Below are 15,937 nucleotides of genomic sequence, written 5' to 3' on the forward strand. Positions count from 1 at the left end.
GTGGAAATTCTTTGGCTATTGGGAGTTCCTCTGTGCGGCGGGATATTGCTGGCCCTGTTCGGCCACAAGCGCTGGGCGCATGAACTCAACACGCTGATGAGCCTGGCCACCTTCATTGCCGCTGCCGTTCTCACCGTTCGCATCGTCAACCGGGGGCCAATGACGGCGTTCAGCGAACAGTTCTTCATCGACTCGTTCAACGTTTTTCTGGTCGCACTGACTGCCTTCGTGGGATTCACCACCGCGCTGTTTTCGCGCGCCTACATGCGCATCGAACAGCACCACGGCAAGTTATCGGCGAACATGCTGCGCCTCTACCACAGCATGTACCAGCTGTTCACCTTTACCATGCTGCTGGCGCTGACCACCAACAACATGGGCATCCTGTGGGTGGCGATGGAAGCGGCCACCCTCACCACCGTGCTGCTGGTCAGCCTGTACCGCACCCCGGCCAGCCTTGAAGCGGCGTGGAAATACTTCATCCTGTGCGGCGTGGGTATCGCGCAGGCGCTGTTCGGCACCATCCTGCTGTATTTCGCGGCGGAAAAACTACTCGGCGCCGGCGGCAACGCACTACTGTGGACGCACCTCAACGAGGTAAAAGGCCATCTGGAACCTACCGTGCTGTCGCTGGCATTTGTCTTTCTGCTGGTGGGCTACGGCACCAAAGTCGGCCTGGCGCCGCTGCACAACTGGCTGCCGGATGCCCATGCCGAAGGCCCGACGCCGGTGTCCGCGGTGCTTTCCGGTTTGCTGCTCAACGTCGCGCTGTACGCGGTGGTGCGCAGCAAGGTGCTGGTGGATGGGGCGCTCGGCTCGCACCTGGCCGGCAACCTGATGATGGGGTTCGGCCTGTTCAGCGTGGTGGTCGCGGCGTTTTTCCTGTCGCGGCAAAAAGACGTCAAGCGCATGTTCGCCTATTCCTCGATCGAGCACATGGGGCTGATGACGTTCGCGTTCGGCATGGGTGGCGCGGTCGCCACTTTCGCCGCGTTGCTGCACATGACGGTGCACTCGCTCACCAAGTCCGCCATCTTCTTTACAGTGGGGCATGCGGCACAGAAAATGGGTTCACAGCTGATCGAAAACATCCGCGGCCTGATCGATACCAATCCCACCATCGGTTGGGGCTTGATGCTGGGCAGCTTGGCCATCCTCGGCATGCCGCCGTTCGGCGTGTTTGCCAGTGAATTCCTGATTATTACCACTGCCATGCATGAGCATCCCTGGGCCACGCCGTTCCTGCTGGTCGCGCTGGGGGTCGCCTTCGCGGCAATTTTCACCCGGGTGCAGGAAATGGTGTTCGGCGAAACGACGGGCCAGCGTCTGCCGCATCCGCCCGCGCTGATTCCGGTATTTGTGCATCTTGCCCTGGTGTTGCTGCTCGGACTGTATATCCCGCCGTATCTTGCCGACTGGTACCGCCAGGCAGCGCGGTTGATCGGTTGAAGGAGCCACATGCGCATCGAAGATTTTGACCTTGCATTGTCTCCGCTTCCCGGTGCGGCACCGGTGTGGCACGGCGATGTGGATGCCGCAGCATGGCGCCAGGTCTGCCAGCAGGTGCATGACAAGGGCGGGCGTCTGGTCGCGCTGTGGGGAAGCGATCGACGCGAACTGCAGCGTGGCTTTGTCGTGCACGCGGCGTTGGTCATCCGTTCCGGACTGGTGTGGTTGACGCTGTCCGCCGACCATGAAGCGTATCCTGGCATTGACGATATTTTCCCGGTGGCGAGCCGCATGCAGCGCGCGCTCGGCGATTTGCTCGGCATTTATCCGCACAACCCGCAGGATGCGCGTCCATGGCTGCGGCACAGCGCCTGGCCAGCAGACCAGTATCCGTTGCGCAAGGATTTCGACGGCAGCATCGTGCACCCTGCCACAGTGCAGGATTACCCGTTCGTCACCGTGGAAGGCGACGGCGTGCACGAGATTGCAGTCGGGCCGGTGCACGCCGGGACGATTGAGCCCGGCCATTTCCGCTTTTCGGTGATAGGCGAAAAAACCCTGCGCCTGGAACCGCGCCTGGGCTATACCCACAAGGGCGTAGAAAAGCTGTTTGAGGCGATGACGCTGGAGAGCGGGGCGCGGCTCGCGGGGCGGATCAGTGGCGATTCTACCGTCGCCTACGCATGGGCCTACGCGATGGCGGCGGAAAGCGCGGTGGATAGGACGCCGCCCGAGCGGGCGCTGTGGCTGCGCGCCCTGCTGCTGGAACGCGAGCGGCTGGCCAACCATCTGGGAGACCTGGGCGCACTGGGCAACGATGCCGGTCTGGCCTTTGGCTTGGCACAGTTCTCCTGTCTCAAGGAAGACCTGCTGCGCAGCAACGCGGCGCTGTTCGGACACCGCTACCTGATGGACAGCATTGTTCCCGGTGGCGTGATAAGCGATCTGGATGAAAGCGGCAGCGCTCGACTGATGGCCGAGCTCGACGTGCTCGATCAGGCCGTCAGCCGTTTGCACAACATCTACGACGACCACGCGGGGCTGCAGGATCGTTTTATCGGTGCCGGCCGGGTTGCCCCGGAACTGGCCGTCGGCCTCGGGCTGTGCGGACTGGCAGGGCGTGCGAGCGCACAGGCCTGGGATCTGCGTGCGCAGTTTCCGACGGTACCTTATGACAGGCTGGATGTGCAGATGGCGACGCACCGCAACGGCGATGTCGCGGCGCGGGTGACGGTTCGCTTTGACGAGGTGAACGAGGCAATACGCCTTTGCCGTCTGATTCTGAAGGGGTTGCCGGGCGGCGCGATTTTCACGGCGCTGCCAAAAGCCCCCGACAACGCGATTGGCGTGGGCTGGGTGGAAGGCTGGCGCGGCGAGGTTTTTGTCGCGCTCGAAACGGGAGCGGACAATCGCATCCGCCGCCTGCATCCGCATGACCCGTCGTGGCAGAACTGGCCGCTGCTTGAGCACGCCGCGTTGGGCAATATCGTCCCCGATTTTCCACTCATCAATAAATCGTTCAACTTGAGTTATAGCGGACACGATTTGTGAGAAATCATGTACAAGATCATTAGACAGATCATCCAGTCGGGCATTAAAACCGAGGCGCCGCCGGGCACCGATGACGCATTGCGCTGCACTGCCCAGCGCTTGCAGGATGAAATCCTCAGGCGCTTCGGCGGCGCGCTGGCGATTCGTCACGTGGATGCCGGTTCGTGCAACGGCTGCGAACTCGAAATCCAAGCCCTCAGCAACCCGTATTACAACCTGGAAGGCCTCGGCATTCATTTTGTCGCCAGCCCGCGGCATGCGGACATGCTGCTCGTCACCGGCCCGGTGTCGCGGCATATGGTAACCGCCCTGCAGCGCACCTATGCAGCCATGCCGGAGCCGAAACTGGTGGTGGCAATCGGCGATTGCGGCTGTACCGGGGGGATATTCGGAGAAAGTTATGCGAGTTGCGGGCGTGTATCCAACGTGATCCCGGTGGATATTGCCGTCCCAGGTTGTCCGCCCAGCCCTTCTGCGCTCATGCAAGGCATCCTGACGGGGATCAGCAACGCGCAGGGGCTAGCCAAGTAGACTGACAAGGAATACAGCTAACCAGACTATCCGCGTGTCGATTCGCAGACCGTAACCGGGGCTGATCAGAATTCGTTCTGCAGCTTTTTGTAACCCTTCACCAGGTTGATGTTGGTCTGCGCCACATCTTCGGAAAAGTCTTCTTCGCGGAACCCGACCTGTTCGATTTTGCTGAGATCAGAATCGGCATGGATGTTGGTGGTGGAGGGGATATGGAAGCCGTCCGGCAGTTCGCAGCCTTCTACCACGGAGTTGTGGCGCACCACGCAGCGCTTGCCCACCACGCAATTGAACAACACTGAGTTGAAGCCGATAAATACGTTGTCGCCGACCACGCATGGGCCGTGAACGATAGAGCGGTGCGCGATGGAGGTATGCTCGCCGATCTGCACCTTCGCGCCGGATTTGGAGTGGATCACGACGCCGTCCTGGATGTTGGAATTGGCGCCGATGATGATCGGTTCCATATTGCCGCTGTCATCCACCTCGTCGGCACGGATGACCACATAAGGTCCGATAAATACGTTTTCGCCGATGATGACTTTGCCGCAAATAATTGCGGTCGGGTCGACAAATGCGGATTCATGAATGATGGGCAGATCGCCGCTGGGGTTTTTGCGGATCATGTGAGGGGCTCTCCATTAGGTAACGCAATATTGCATTGTGTGAAAATGCGTGCAGTACAGGTGCGGCAAATTTCCGAGTCGAGTTTGGGATAGATGGTTCCAATTGGACGCGACCTGCTGGAGAAAATATTGGTTTCGCCGATGGCATCCATGTAGTGGCCTTTTACCAACAGATCGCGCACCCCGTTTTGCATCCGGTAAAAATACAGGCCACCGCCCATTTTTTGGCGGCGTTTGGCTTCCTGAACGAGCATTTCTGCACCCGCCACATCAACGAAGTTCATGCCGCTGGCAGCCAGCAACACATGTTTTTGCTGAGGGTTAATTTCGTCAATGCGCTGCAGGGTCTGCTGCACATGGTTGACCGCCCCGAAAAATATCGAGCCCTGTAAGCGGATCATTTTGAACTGCGGGCACTCCGGGTGGCCTTCTGCGGGCACATAATGATAGCTGTCCGGTTCCGGGTCAGGAATCACATCCATCAATGCCGGACGAGAGGTACGATATAAATAGAGCATCAGTGATAGCATGATGCCGAAGAAAATACCTTTTTCCAGGTCGATCAACGTACCAACGATGGTCACGGCCAGAACGGCGGTTTCCTGTCGGCTGGTATGGTAAATGGAATGGATGTGATGAAAGTCAATCAGCGCCCATGCTACCAGAAACAATATGCCGGCCATGGCGGCGGTGGGCAGATAGGCCGCCAGGGGCGCTACCAGCATCAGGATCAGGATCAGGAATAGCGACGAATAAACGGCGGCCAAGGGGGTCCGGGCCCCGGCAGAATAATTTACGCCGCTACGGTTGAACGAGCCACTGGAGGCATAGCTGGAGAAGAAACTTCCTAAAATATTGGACAAGCCCTGGCCGATGAATTCCTGATTGCCGTCGATGCGCTGTTCGGATTTCACCGCGATCGCGCGCGAGATCGAGACAGCTTCCGTCAACGCCAGCATGGTCACGATAAGCGCCGGAAAAATTACCTGACTGATGGCGGTGGGCGAAAAATCAGGCAACGTAAATGGCGGCAGGTGTGCCGCCAGCGCGCCGACGGTCTTGATCTTGGTAATGTCTGCGCCGCCGGCCAGATAATTGATGATGATGGCAGCGACACTGCCGACCACCATGGCAATGATCATGTACATCTTCGGCATCAACTTGCGCACCACCATACCGGTAACCAGGGTGATGGCGCCTACCGCAGTGACATAGGGATTGATTTTGTCCAGTTGCAGGAATACTTGAATCAAAATTTCATGGAACGGCAGGCCGCGCGCCATGTTGAGCCCGAGAAAACTTTTGATCTGGCTGGCGCCGATCAACACTGCCGCTCCCGCAGTAAAGCCGATGACGACCGTGTGCGAGATAAAATTGACGAGTGCGCCCATGCGCGCCAGCCCCATAATCAGCTGAAAAAGACCCGTCAGGAAAGTGAGCGTGAGAACCAGGCTGATGAATTGGGGAGTGCCTGGCTCTGCCAGAGGACTGATCGAAGCAAACAGGGCAATTGAAATGGCCGTTGTTGGGCCTGATACCAAGTGCCAGCTGGAACCAAACAGGGCGGCAATGACTGCAGGAACCATCGCCGCATACAGGCCGTACTCCGGTGGCAAGCCGGCAATGGTGGCGAATGCGACGCCCTGTGGCAGCACGATCATCGCCCCGGTCAAGCCAGCCGTCAGATCGCTCTTGCTGCTATCGCGGTTGACCATTGGCCACCAGCGCAAGAATGGGAATACTTTATACAGCCAGATATTGCAGGCGAGCAGGTCTTTCAAGGGGGCACCTCAGTATCGGTAAATCGCTTAATTAAAGAGCGAGACAGAAGATTAAGCTGCGGAATTATCTGATATTTAGGCCTTTCCGGCAAATGGACTATCGAGTTGGGCGTGGCCGGCAATGATGGATTCGGCTAAACTGCCTAGCCTTCACAGCGTGCACACTCAATATCCAATGTCTTATCCCCATCTCCCACTCGAAGAAGCCATTATCGCATTGCGCGCAATACTGCCCCTGGATGCGCCGGCTGATGTGAGTTTGAGTCGATATTTCCGCGAAAACCCGATGCTGGGCAACAAGGATCGCGCCTTTATCGCGGAACTGGTGTTTGGCGTGCTGCGCCGCAAGCGCTCGCTGGAGACTGCGACTGGCAAAGGTACGCCCCGGCAGTTGGCGCTGGCCTGGCTGGTGCGCGTGCAGGGCATGAACATGCGCCAGCTGGAGCCGCATCTGCGCGGCCCGGAGCTGGACATGGTGCCGCAAATCAAGGCGCTGGATCTGACCGCGCAGCCATTGGCGGTGCAGTGGGATATGCCGGACTGGCTGGCGGAACGCTTGCTGGCAGTGTATGGCGAAGCGACGGCGACACGCTTGGCCCAGGCGCTGTTGCGCCCAGCACCGCTGGATTTGCGCGTCAACACGCTGCTTGCCAAGCGTGATGAAATGATCGGCGTACTCAACGCGGCCGGCATCACTGCCACCGCAACGCCTTATTCTCCGATGGGAATCCGGTTGGCCGACAAGCCGGTACTGGCCAAATACAAACCGTTTCTGGAAGGGAAAATCGAGATCCAGGATGAAGGCAGTCAATTGCTGGGCTACCTGGTTGCGCCGCGTCGCGGCGAGATGGTAGTGGATTTTTGTGCCGGCGCGGGGGGAAAAACGCTGCTGCTGGGCGCACTGATGCATTCCTCGGGACGGCTGTATGCGTTTGACGTATCCGAAAAACGCCTGGCGAAACTCAAGCCGCGCCTCAAGCGCTCGGGCTTGTCCAACCTTACGCCGCAATTAATCAGCAGCGAAAATGATACCCGCATCAAGCGTCTGGCCGGCAAGATCGACCGGGTGCTGGTAGATGCCCCGTGTAGCGGCATGGGCACGCTACGCCGCAACCCGGACCTGAAATGGCGCCAATCACCCACCAGCGTGGTTGAGCTGGGCGTCAAGCAGGCGGCAATTCTGACGGCAGCGGCGCGACTGGTGAAATCGGGCGGCAGGCTGGTATACGCCACCTGCAGCCTGCTGCCTGAAGAAAATGAACAGATCGTGGAAGCGTTCATCGCAGCCAATCCCCGTTTTGTGCTGAAAAATGCAGCCGAAATCCTTCAGCAACAACACATTGCCATTGATACCGGTGACTATTTGCGGCTGAACCCGGCGGATCACGGCACCGATGGTTTTTTTGCTGCGGTGCTGGAGGCGAGCTGATATGCGCAAAGCCATCGTCTGGCTGGCGCTATGGTCATGCAGTCATGCCAGCTGGGCGTTCCAGGATGGGCACATACCGGTTGTATTGCCCGCTGTAGGCACCATACAGGTGGCATTTACGCCGGGGGACGATGCTGGGGCGCTGGTGATTACTGCAATACACCAGGCGCGTCGTCAGATACTGGTACAGGCGTTCAGCTTTACGCATCGAGCCATCGCCGATGCGCTGATTGCCGCGCACCGGCGTGGTGTGGATGTGACGCTGATTGTTGATAGCGATCAGGCCGAGCGAATCCCCACCAGCGTGGTGAAGTATATTGCCGCAGGCAGCGTACCGGTATATCTGGATGGCGAACATCGCAGTGCACACAGCAAAATCATGGTCATCGATGCCGATACGGCGCCGGTGGTCATTACCGGCAGTTACAATTTCACCCATGCGGCGCAATACCGCAACGCGGAAAATCTGCTTGTATTACGAGGCAACCCTGCGCTTGCCCAGGCCTATGCGGCAAACTGGCAACGTCACCGGGAACATGCGGTTGCGTTCGAGCCCTGATTCAATCCGGGTTACCTGAAATCGCGCTGCCGGGCGACATTTTTCCAGATGCGGGGATAAATAACGCCCTGGCCGCCAAGCGTTCAACATGGCACCGGCGCGATAGGGATTTAGCTGAGTCCAAGGCCGGAACAAAACGTTGAATGTATCAGACGTATTTCTGTTATATTGTGCGGTGGAGGGCTTACTTTAGGGTCAGCTTATTTTGCCTGAATTACTTAGCGCCTTCCGCACTGCGATTCGCAGCCATTTTTAGAGGTAAGTGAAACTATGGATTTATTAGCAAACGGTCTGGTAGGACATCTCCCTTGGTGGGGTTATGTTTTGGTAGCCTTGGCGCTCACCCATGTAACCATTGCCGGCGTGACAATCTATTTGCACCGCCATCAGGCGCATCGCGCCCTGGAGTTACATCCTGTTGTCAGTCACTTTTTCCGGTTCTGGTTGTGGCTCAGTACCGGTATGGTTACCAAGCAATGGGCGGCGATTCATCGCAAACACCATGCTAAATGCGAGACGCCGGATGATCCGCACAGTCCGCAAGTGCTCGGCCTGAAAAAAGTCTTTTTTGAGGGCGCCGAACTGTACCGTGCCGAATCAAAAAATCAGGAAACCATGGACAAATACGGCGCTGGTACGCCGGATGACTGGCTCGAGCACAATGTCTACTCGCGTTATAGCGGTAAGGGTATCGTGCTGATGCTATTGATTAACCTGGCGTTATTCGGCCCTATCGGGTTGACTATCTGGGCGGTTCAGATGGCCTGGATACCGGTTACCGCTGCCGGTATTATCAATGGTATTGGTCACTTCTGGGGCTATCGCAACTTCACTTGTGAAGACGCCAGCACCAACATCGTGCCTTGGGGAATACTGATCGGCGGCGAGGAGTTGCACAACAATCACCATGCTTACGGTAGCTCGGCCAAACTGTCTAATAAATGGTACGAGTTTGACATTGGCTGGATGTATATTCGCATCATGGAAATTTTTGGTCTGGCCAAAGTTAAAAAAGTCGCACCTCGGGTGCGCATGACCAAAGGCAAGACAGTTTGTGATCAGGATACGCTACAGGCCATCATCACTCATCGTTATGATGTGTTGACCCGGTTTACGCGCTCGGTGAAAACCATGTATGCGGATGAGGTGCTTAAACTCAAGACGTCGTTGCCCCAGCTTAATGAAGGCGGCATGGTTAAAAAAGTCAAACACTGGCTGCACCTGGATGCCGCAGACCTGCGCGAGCAGGATAAAGCCAGTTTGTCAGCAGTGTTGAACCAGAGCAAGGAGCTGGCTACGGTATATGCCATGCGCCAGGATTTGGCCGCATTGTGGGCGCGTTCCAGCGCCACCAAGGAGCAGTTGCTGGCTCAATTGCAGGACTGGTGTCATCGTGCCGAATCAAGCGGCATTGAGTCCTTGCAGAAATTCTCGCGCAAACTGCGCTGTTATGCCTGAGCCAGGTGTGTTCTCCCGGTAATTCCGGGGTGAACAAAAAGCCCGCCTGATGGCGGGCTTTTTGTTGGGAGTTTGTCGAGTTGATGCATTAATGCCAATAAAAAACCCGCTACCAGAGCGGGTTTTTTATTGCTCAAGTCCGAATTTACTTCAGCTTGATTTCCTTATATAGCACATGCTTGCGTGCCTTCGGATCAAATTTCATGAATTCGAGTTTTTCCGGCGTGGTACGCTTGTTCTTGCTGGTGGTGTAAAAATGCCCGGTACCTGCGGTGGACTCGAGTTTGATTTTTTCGCGGATTTTGCTGGCCATGTTTTTACCCCTTAAACCTTCTCGCCTTTGGCGCGCAATTCTTCGAGCACGACTTCAATGCCCTTTTTGTCGATGGTACGCAGCGCAGCAGTAGAGACGCGAAGACGTACGAAACGGTTTTCTTCTTCAAGCCAGAAGCGACGTGACTGCAGATTTGGCAGAAAACGACGTTTAGTCTTGTTGTTGGCGTGGGAAACATTGTTTCCCGACATCGGCGCCTTGCCGGTAATTTGACATACACGGGCCATAATGACCTCCCTGCTGAATTCGGTAAAACGCGATTTATACCATATTCTGTTGACTGCCGTCAAAGCAATCCGCGTTCCGCAAACGACACCGCGCTGCCATGGCCCACGACGAAGTGGTCAAGAACTGTTACATCCACGAGCGCCAATGCGGTTTTTAAGGCCAGCGTGAGGGCCTCATCGGCCCGGCTGGGTTCGGCAACGCCTGACGGGTGATTATGTGCCAGAATCAATGCGGCGGCATTGTGCGCCAATGCGCGCTTGACTACTTCGCGCGGATACACGCTGGTTTGAGTGAGCGTGCCGCGAAACAGCTCTTCGACCGCCAGCACACGGTTTTGCGTATCCAGAAACACCACGCAAAACACTTCATAGGCTTTGCCCGCGAGTGCCAGGCGCAGATAGTCGCGCACCGCGCCGGGGGAGGCAAGCGCATCGGTTTGACGCATGGACTCACCCAGTGCGCGCCGCGCCATTTCCAGCACCGCCTGCAGTTGGGTATATTTGGCGTCACCCAAGCCGTGAATGGCGCAGAATTCGCCACGGCTGGCGGCGAACAGACGGGTCAGGCTGCCAAACTGATGCACCAGGTCGCGCGCCATATCCACAGCGCTTTTGCCGGGCACGCCGGTGCGCAGGAAAATGGCCAGTAATTCGGCATCGCTGAGCGCCTGCGCGCCACGCTGCAAGAGTTTTTCCCTGGGTCGGTCATCCTCAGGCCAGTCGCGAATCGCCATTCAACCTCCTAATCCCGTAAAATGTGCTTATTGTTCAAACCATCAGCGCATCGGCGCGAAGCTATCATGCCGGATTTGCAACATAAACGCATACTGTTGGGTATCACCGGCGGCGTCGCTGCCTATAAAGCAGCCGAATTGACACGCCTGTTGATCAAGGCGGGTGCCGACGTGCGCGTGGCGATGAGCGCGGCTGCCACGCAATTTGTTACCCCGTTAACCTTCCAGGCGTTGTCAGGAAAGCCGGTGCTCACCCAATTGTGGGATACGGATGTGGATAACGGCATGGCGCATATTGAATTGACGCGAGCCGTGGATGCGGTGCTGATCGCGCCGGCCAGTGCGGATTTTATTGCCAAGCTGGTCCATGGCCTTGCGGATGATCTGCTATCCACACTTTGTCTGGCACGGGCCTGTCCGCTTCTGGTGGCTCCCGCGATGAACCAGAAAATGTGGGAAAATCCGGCAACTCAGCGGAATATTCATCAGTTGCGTGGCGATGGTGTGACGCTACTGGGGCCTGCCGCTGGAGAACAGGCATGCGGAGAAACCGGTTTGGGGCGGATGCTGGAACCGGCTGAATTGCTGGCCGGTCTGAGCGCGTATTTTCAGCCCAAACTGCTGGCCGGGCTGCGTGTGCTGGTGAGCGCAGGACCCACACTGGAAATGATCGATCCGGTGCGGGCGATTACCAATATCAGCTCGGGCAAAATGGGTTATGCGGTTGCGCGCGCAGCCTATGAAGCGGGGGCAGAGGTGACGCTGGTGAGCGGCGTCACCTGCCGGGAAACACCTTTAGGCGTCACCCGGCTGTCAGTAACCAGTGCTGGAGAAATGGCGCAGGCAGTGGAAAGCAGGGCCCATCACGCGGATATTTTTGTGAGCGTGGCGGCAGTCGCAGATTACCGTCCGGCTAGCTACACGGCCCAGAAAATAAAAAAAAGCGAGCACACACTTACGCTCGATTTATTACCCAATGAAGATATTCTGATGCGCATAGCGAGCCGTGCAGACGCCCCGTTCTGTGTCGGTTTTGCTGCCGAAACAGAGAATCTGCTTGAGCATGGCGAGGCCAAGCGGCAACGCAAACGCCTGCCTCTGCTGGTTGTAAATCGTGCTCAAGATGCGCTCGGTAGCGACGGCAATGAATTGCTGCTGCTGGACGATGCGGGTCAGCATTTGCTGCCTCAAGCCGACAAGCTGACACTGGCGCGTCAGCTTATTACCCATATAGCTCAGCTGTATACACACAAAACCAGGGGAAGCCATGCCGCACCAGATTGATGTCAAAATTCTCGACGCGCGATTAAACAACGACTTGCCAGGCTATGCAACGCCGGGCGCTGCTGGTATCGATCTACGCGCCTGCATTGATGCTGCAATAGAACTGGTTCCCGGCCAGACGGAATTGGTGCCGACCGGCATGGCAATCCATATTGGACGGCCCGATCTGGCCGCGATGATCCTGCCGCGTTCCGGCCTGGGCCACAAACACGGCATCGTACTGGGCAATCTGGTCGGCTTGATTGACTCGGATTATCAGGGCCAGCTGTTTGTTTCGATGTGGAATCGCGGTAGTCAGACGTTTGTCGTGAATCCGCTGGAGCGGATCGCCCAACTGGTGATGGTGCCAGTGGTGCAAGTGGCGTTTAATATAGTGGAAGAATTTGCTGCGTCAGAACGCGGCACAGGCGGTTTTGGGAGTACCGGGCGGCACTGAGTCAATGATCTGATCTTCACGTTGAGGGGCGTGGAGACATGGATTATCCAGAAATTTAAGCTGCAGGCACGTTAATTGCTGTTGTTTCTGGAGACAGATTAACCGCTGGCCCATAAAAACAAGCCAATAACCCGTTAGCATCAACTTGGATGGATAGCAGGCCCCTTATTATGAAACCCTCTTTGGCGCGATTTAGCATAGCGCTTTTTGCTGCGCTGGAGATCACCCTGATACTGACCATGCTGTCGGTATATTGGGTTTCGAGCCCGGTACGTCACCCCGCATCTGCCCAGGCGGAAGGTTTGGTGATTGCCCAGCAAATCGAAGGCCTGGCGCTGGACATACATCAGACAGCGAAGCTGATCGCTCGCCAGCCGCAGACCATTGTCTGCCTAAAAAGCGGTACTGAAGACCTGTGCCGCAATCAGAATATCTATGCGCTTCATCCAGGTGCGCAAATCTTTTTGGTGCCCGAGCCAGGTGTGGCAGGCCAGACCACGGGTGCGTCGGTACTGTCGGAAGCTTACATGCGTTTTGTGGCGGGGCCTGAAGCGCTACCCACCGCTGCCGGCATGAGCCTGACCGTCTCCGAGCCGGTGATGGATGGCGCAAGCCTGCTGGGCCACGTCATTTTTACTCAGGACGTACCTCGCCTGCAAGATCTGTTCGATACGCTGCCACTACCCGGAGGGTATCTGGAGTTGCGTCAGTATAACCATCAAGGTACCTACACCGTATTGCGTCGTCGCGGTGATGAGAGTCTCAAGGTCGGGCCGGTTGCACGAGAGATTACATTGACCGGAACTTCGTGGAAGCTGGCGTTATGGAAAGCCAGCCCCCAGCCTGTGGCCGAGTTTCTGACCTATTTCACGGTATGGCTGGTATTGTCGGTACTGCTGACAGCCATGGTGTGGCTGGTTTATCTGCGTTTGCGCGCCTGGATTAGTGAAGATCTCAACACAATTGTCAGCTTGATGTCGGACATCCGCAGGCAAAGGATGCGTTCTGCCTATCAAGTCAATCTGACAGAATTCGAGAAGCCGTTGGCGATGCTGGTCCGGCTTGCGCAGCTCACTGTAGGCAAACAAAAGGAAGTCGAATCCCAGGCCAGCCTGGATCATTTGTCACAGGTATACAACCGGCGCAGTTTTGAAACCCGGCAAAGCGAGCTATTCAAAACGCTACAGCAAGGTCAGGTGCATAGCCTGTTGATTATCGACATCGACAATTTCAAATATGTAAACGATACCTATGGTCATGATGCAGGCGACCAGTTGATTGTCCAGTTTGGACAAGTGCTCAAATTACATCTGCGCGGCAGTGATTTTGTGTCTCGCCTGGGTGGGGATGAGTTTTGTGTGATTTTCCCGAATACACCATTGCCCCGTGCAATCGAGCTGGCAGAACGTCTGCGCGGCAATTTGCCCGCAGTGCTGGAACTGACACCCGGTGTGCTGCATCGTCTTAACTGGAGCGGTGGTTTGAGCGAATACAGCCCGAAGGATACGGCTGAAAATCAGGCGCTGATTCGTGCGGATGGCGCTTTGCTGGAGGCCAAACGCGGTGGACGCAATATGACAAGGGTCAAGATGGCCTCGTAACCCGGTGCTGTGTTTTCTTGCGCGACACGCCTATTGCGGCGGCAACCAACATCAGTGTACCCAGCAGTAACGCAGCGTGATTTCCCCACGCTACAAAAGGGGTTTCGCCTTGATACCCTTGTGCAGAACCATTAAGCGTGGCGCGGCTGAACAAGGGTAGTTCATGCAGCACCCGGCCCTGCGTATCGATGATGGCGGTGGCGCCGGTATTGGTCGCGCGCAGCATGTAGCGGCCGGCTTCCAGGGCGCGCATCTGGGAGATCTGTAAATGCTGCCAGGGGGCTACCGAATCACCAAACCATGCATCATTACTGACGTTGACCAGTAACGTGGCGCGTGGCAACTGATGGATGATTTCTTCCCCGAACGCGTCCTCATAGCAAATATTCACTGCGACATGCTGGCCTGCCACCGGCATCGGCACCTGATAGGCGTCGCCGCGTGCGAAGTCGGAAAGCGGAATATGCAGCACATCGATAATCCATCCAAATAACCATTTCGCCGGGATGTACTCGCCGAATGGCACCAGATGAAACTTGCGGTAAGTGTGCGTGGAGGCAGTCCCGAAGCTCATTACGCTATTGAAATAGCGGCCATCGTGGAGTTGCTCCGGTATGCCGACCAGGACATCCCCGCCACGGGCGCGTGCCGTCTCGGCAAGGTCATTCAAATAGCTGGCCGGTACCTGATCGTAAAATACCGGAATGGCGGTCTCCGGCAGGATGATCAGCCTGCCCGGGCTGTCGGCCACCATTGCACGGTAGTCGCGTAGCGTGTCCACCACCTTTTCCGGCTGCCATTTCATGTCCTGGGGGATATTGCCCTGCAACAGGCTCACTGCAAGCGGGGCTCCAATCGGCTGGGTCCAGTGAATCTGACCCAACCCCCAGCCGCCCAGCCAGAGTATTGCAGCCATCAGTACAAATCGCATGCGCCCCAGCGCCAATGCCGCCGCACTCAATGCCAGCAACAGCGATACGCCATATACGCCAAACAATGGGGCAAAACCTGCCAGCGGGCTGCCGGGCACCTGCGAATAACCGATTGCGAGCCATGGAAATCCGGTAAATATCCAGCCGCGTACCCATTCCGTCAGCATCCATAATGCAGGGACAGCCAAGAGCCAGCGCGCCATGCCGGCATTGCGCAAATAATGTTGCAGGCCACCCACCGTGGCGGGAAACAAGGCGAGAAACGCACAGAACAGACTCGTTGCCAGTAGCGCCAACGGCCAGGCCATGGCGCCGTAAGTATGCAGGCTGATATAAATCCAGGATACGCCGCTGCCGAAATAGCCCAGGCCAAATAAAAACCCGCTCAGGATGGCCTGGCCTGCGGTGGGTTGATGACGCCACAGCCAGATCAAACCCGCCAGGCTGAACAGCGGAATGACAAATATGTAAAACGGCGCAAAACCAAACACGCTGACCGCGCCCAGCAGCAACGCGGCGATGAGATGCCAGCGCGGCATCCGGAGGTGATGTGCCAAATCAGGCCGCCCCGCGCATCTGGGGCGCAATCTGCTGCTGTGCGGCAAAGTCCAGCATGCGCTGAATGGAGTGGACGGCCCGGGTGCGAACCGGTTCGGCAATATGGATTTCGTTATCTCCGGATTCCAGCACCTGCGCCAGTTTTTCCAATCCGTTCATGGCCATCCATGGGCAATGCGCGCAACTGATACACGTTGCACCTGACCCCGCCGTGGGCGCCTCAAGAAAGACTTTGCCGGGTGCGACGGCCTGCATTTTATGGAAAATCCCGTTATCGGTGGCGACGATGAAGGTTTGATTGGGCAAGGTTCGTGCAGCGTGGATCAACTGCGTAGTGGAGCCCACCACGTTGGCCAGCGCAATCACGGTGGCGGGCGACTCCGGGTGCACCAGCACCGCAGCATCCGGATGGCTCAGCTTCATTTGTTGCAGCGCTTCGGCCTTGAA

General features: G+C 57.0%; 16 protein-coding genes. 9 read left to right on the forward strand and 7 right to left on the reverse strand.

The annotated features are described in order from the left end of the window. From ACYCZJ_RS09500 to ACYCZJ_RS09510, 3 genes are read left to right on the forward strand one after another with little or no spacing between them, the layout of a single operon-like run. The gene (locus tag ACYCZJ_RS09500; RefSeq protein WP_461553978.1) at positions 1-1,449 is read left to right on the forward strand and encodes a hydrogenase 4 subunit F; all 1,449 of its coding nucleotides are present in this window, start codon (positions 1-3) and stop codon (positions 1,447-1,449) included. 9 nt (positions 1,450-1,458) lie between these two features. Next, positions 1,459-3,000, forward strand: coding sequence for a hydrogenase large subunit (locus tag ACYCZJ_RS09505; protein ID WP_461553979.1), 1,542 nt, complete (start codon positions 1,459-1,461; stop codon positions 2,998-3,000). Between the two features lie 6 nt (positions 3,001-3,006). Next, a complete protein-coding gene (locus ACYCZJ_RS09510; RefSeq protein WP_461553980.1) occupies positions 3,007-3,531 on the forward strand; it encodes an NADH-quinone oxidoreductase subunit B family protein in 525 nt (174 codons plus the stop codon). Positions 3,532-3,596: 65 nt separating this feature from the next. Here the strand turns inward: ACYCZJ_RS09510 and ACYCZJ_RS09515 are convergent, their stop codons facing one another. Together ACYCZJ_RS09515 and ACYCZJ_RS09520 are read right to left on the reverse strand one after the other, a co-directional pair. Further along, positions 3,597-4,157 (reverse strand): gamma carbonic anhydrase family protein, encoded by a 561-nt coding sequence (locus ACYCZJ_RS09515; RefSeq protein ID WP_461553981.1) that lies wholly within the window; start codon positions 4,155-4,157, stop codon positions 3,597-3,599. After that, positions 4,154-5,938: a SulP family inorganic anion transporter gene (locus ACYCZJ_RS09520; RefSeq protein WP_461553982.1), complete on the reverse strand. Its 1,785-nt coding sequence runs from the start codon at positions 5,936-5,938 to the stop codon at positions 4,154-4,156. The genes ACYCZJ_RS09515 and ACYCZJ_RS09520 overlap by 4 nt, the downstream gene beginning before the upstream one ends. 175 nt (positions 5,939-6,113) lie before the next feature. On the opposite strand from ACYCZJ_RS09520, the gene ACYCZJ_RS09525 reads away from it, so the two are divergent. From ACYCZJ_RS09525 to ACYCZJ_RS09535, 3 genes are all read left to right on the forward strand, one after another. After that, the gene (locus ACYCZJ_RS09525) at positions 6,114-7,367 is read left to right on the forward strand and encodes an RsmB/NOP family class I SAM-dependent RNA methyltransferase (protein ID WP_461553983.1); all 1,254 of its coding nucleotides are present in this window, start codon (positions 6,114-6,116) and stop codon (positions 7,365-7,367) included. A gap of 1 nt (position 7,368) precedes the next feature. Beyond that, the gene (locus tag ACYCZJ_RS09530) at positions 7,369-7,926 is read left to right on the forward strand and encodes a phospholipase D family nuclease (protein WP_461553984.1); all 558 of its coding nucleotides are present in this window, start codon (positions 7,369-7,371) and stop codon (positions 7,924-7,926) included. Between the two features lie 270 nt (positions 7,927-8,196). After that, positions 8,197-9,384: a DesA family fatty acid desaturase gene (locus tag ACYCZJ_RS09535; RefSeq protein WP_461553985.1), complete on the forward strand. Its 1,188-nt coding sequence runs from the start codon at positions 8,197-8,199 to the stop codon at positions 9,382-9,384. Between the two features lie 145 nt (positions 9,385-9,529). On the opposite strand, the gene rpmG is transcribed toward ACYCZJ_RS09535, so the two are convergent. Genes rpmG through radC form a run of 3 tightly spaced genes read right to left on the reverse strand, consistent with a single transcriptional unit; the run spans position 9,530 to position 10,679 of the window. Continuing rightward, entirely contained in the window at positions 9,530-9,697 is a 168-nt protein-coding gene (rpmG, locus tag ACYCZJ_RS09540) for a 50S ribosomal protein L33 (protein ID WP_087445827.1), read from the reverse strand. 11 nt (positions 9,698-9,708) lie between these two features. Continuing rightward, positions 9,709-9,945, reverse strand: a complete 237-nt coding sequence (gene rpmB, locus ACYCZJ_RS09545; protein ID WP_461553986.1) for a 50S ribosomal protein L28 — start codon at positions 9,943-9,945, stop codon at positions 9,709-9,711. A 59-nt stretch (positions 9,946-10,004) separates the two neighbouring features. Further along, on the reverse strand, positions 10,005-10,679 hold the full coding sequence (radC, locus tag ACYCZJ_RS09550; protein ID WP_461553987.1) for a RadC family protein: 675 nt from the start codon (positions 10,677-10,679) through the stop codon (positions 10,005-10,007). Between the two features lie 66 nt (positions 10,680-10,745). On the opposite strand from radC, the gene coaBC reads away from it, so the two are divergent. From coaBC to ACYCZJ_RS09565, 3 genes are all read left to right on the forward strand, one after another. After that, positions 10,746-11,963 (forward strand): bifunctional phosphopantothenoylcysteine decarboxylase/phosphopantothenate--cysteine ligase CoaBC, encoded by a 1,218-nt coding sequence (gene coaBC, locus ACYCZJ_RS09555; protein WP_461553988.1) that lies wholly within the window; start codon positions 10,746-10,748, stop codon positions 11,961-11,963. Continuing rightward, positions 11,947-12,399: a dUTP diphosphatase gene (dut, locus tag ACYCZJ_RS09560; RefSeq protein WP_461553989.1), complete on the forward strand. Its 453-nt coding sequence runs from the start codon at positions 11,947-11,949 to the stop codon at positions 12,397-12,399. Before coaBC ends, dut begins: the two co-directional genes overlap by 17 nt. 170 nt (positions 12,400-12,569) lie before the next feature. After that, positions 12,570-14,000 (forward strand): GGDEF domain-containing protein, encoded by a 1,431-nt coding sequence (locus ACYCZJ_RS09565; RefSeq protein WP_461553990.1) that lies wholly within the window; start codon positions 12,570-12,572, stop codon positions 13,998-14,000. Here the strand turns inward: ACYCZJ_RS09565 and lnt are convergent. Beyond that, positions 13,984-15,471 (reverse strand): apolipoprotein N-acyltransferase, encoded by a 1,488-nt coding sequence (gene lnt, locus ACYCZJ_RS09570; RefSeq protein WP_461553991.1) that lies wholly within the window; start codon positions 15,469-15,471, stop codon positions 13,984-13,986. The genes ACYCZJ_RS09565 and lnt overlap by 17 nt on opposite strands. A gap of 19 nt (positions 15,472-15,490) precedes the next feature. After that, positions 15,491-15,937, reverse strand: a 447-nt coding sequence (locus tag ACYCZJ_RS09575) for a quinolinate synthase NadA (RefSeq protein ID WP_461553992.1), incomplete at its 5' end; no start/stop codon positions are given.

The organism is Sulfuriferula sp., from assembly GCF_054605375.1.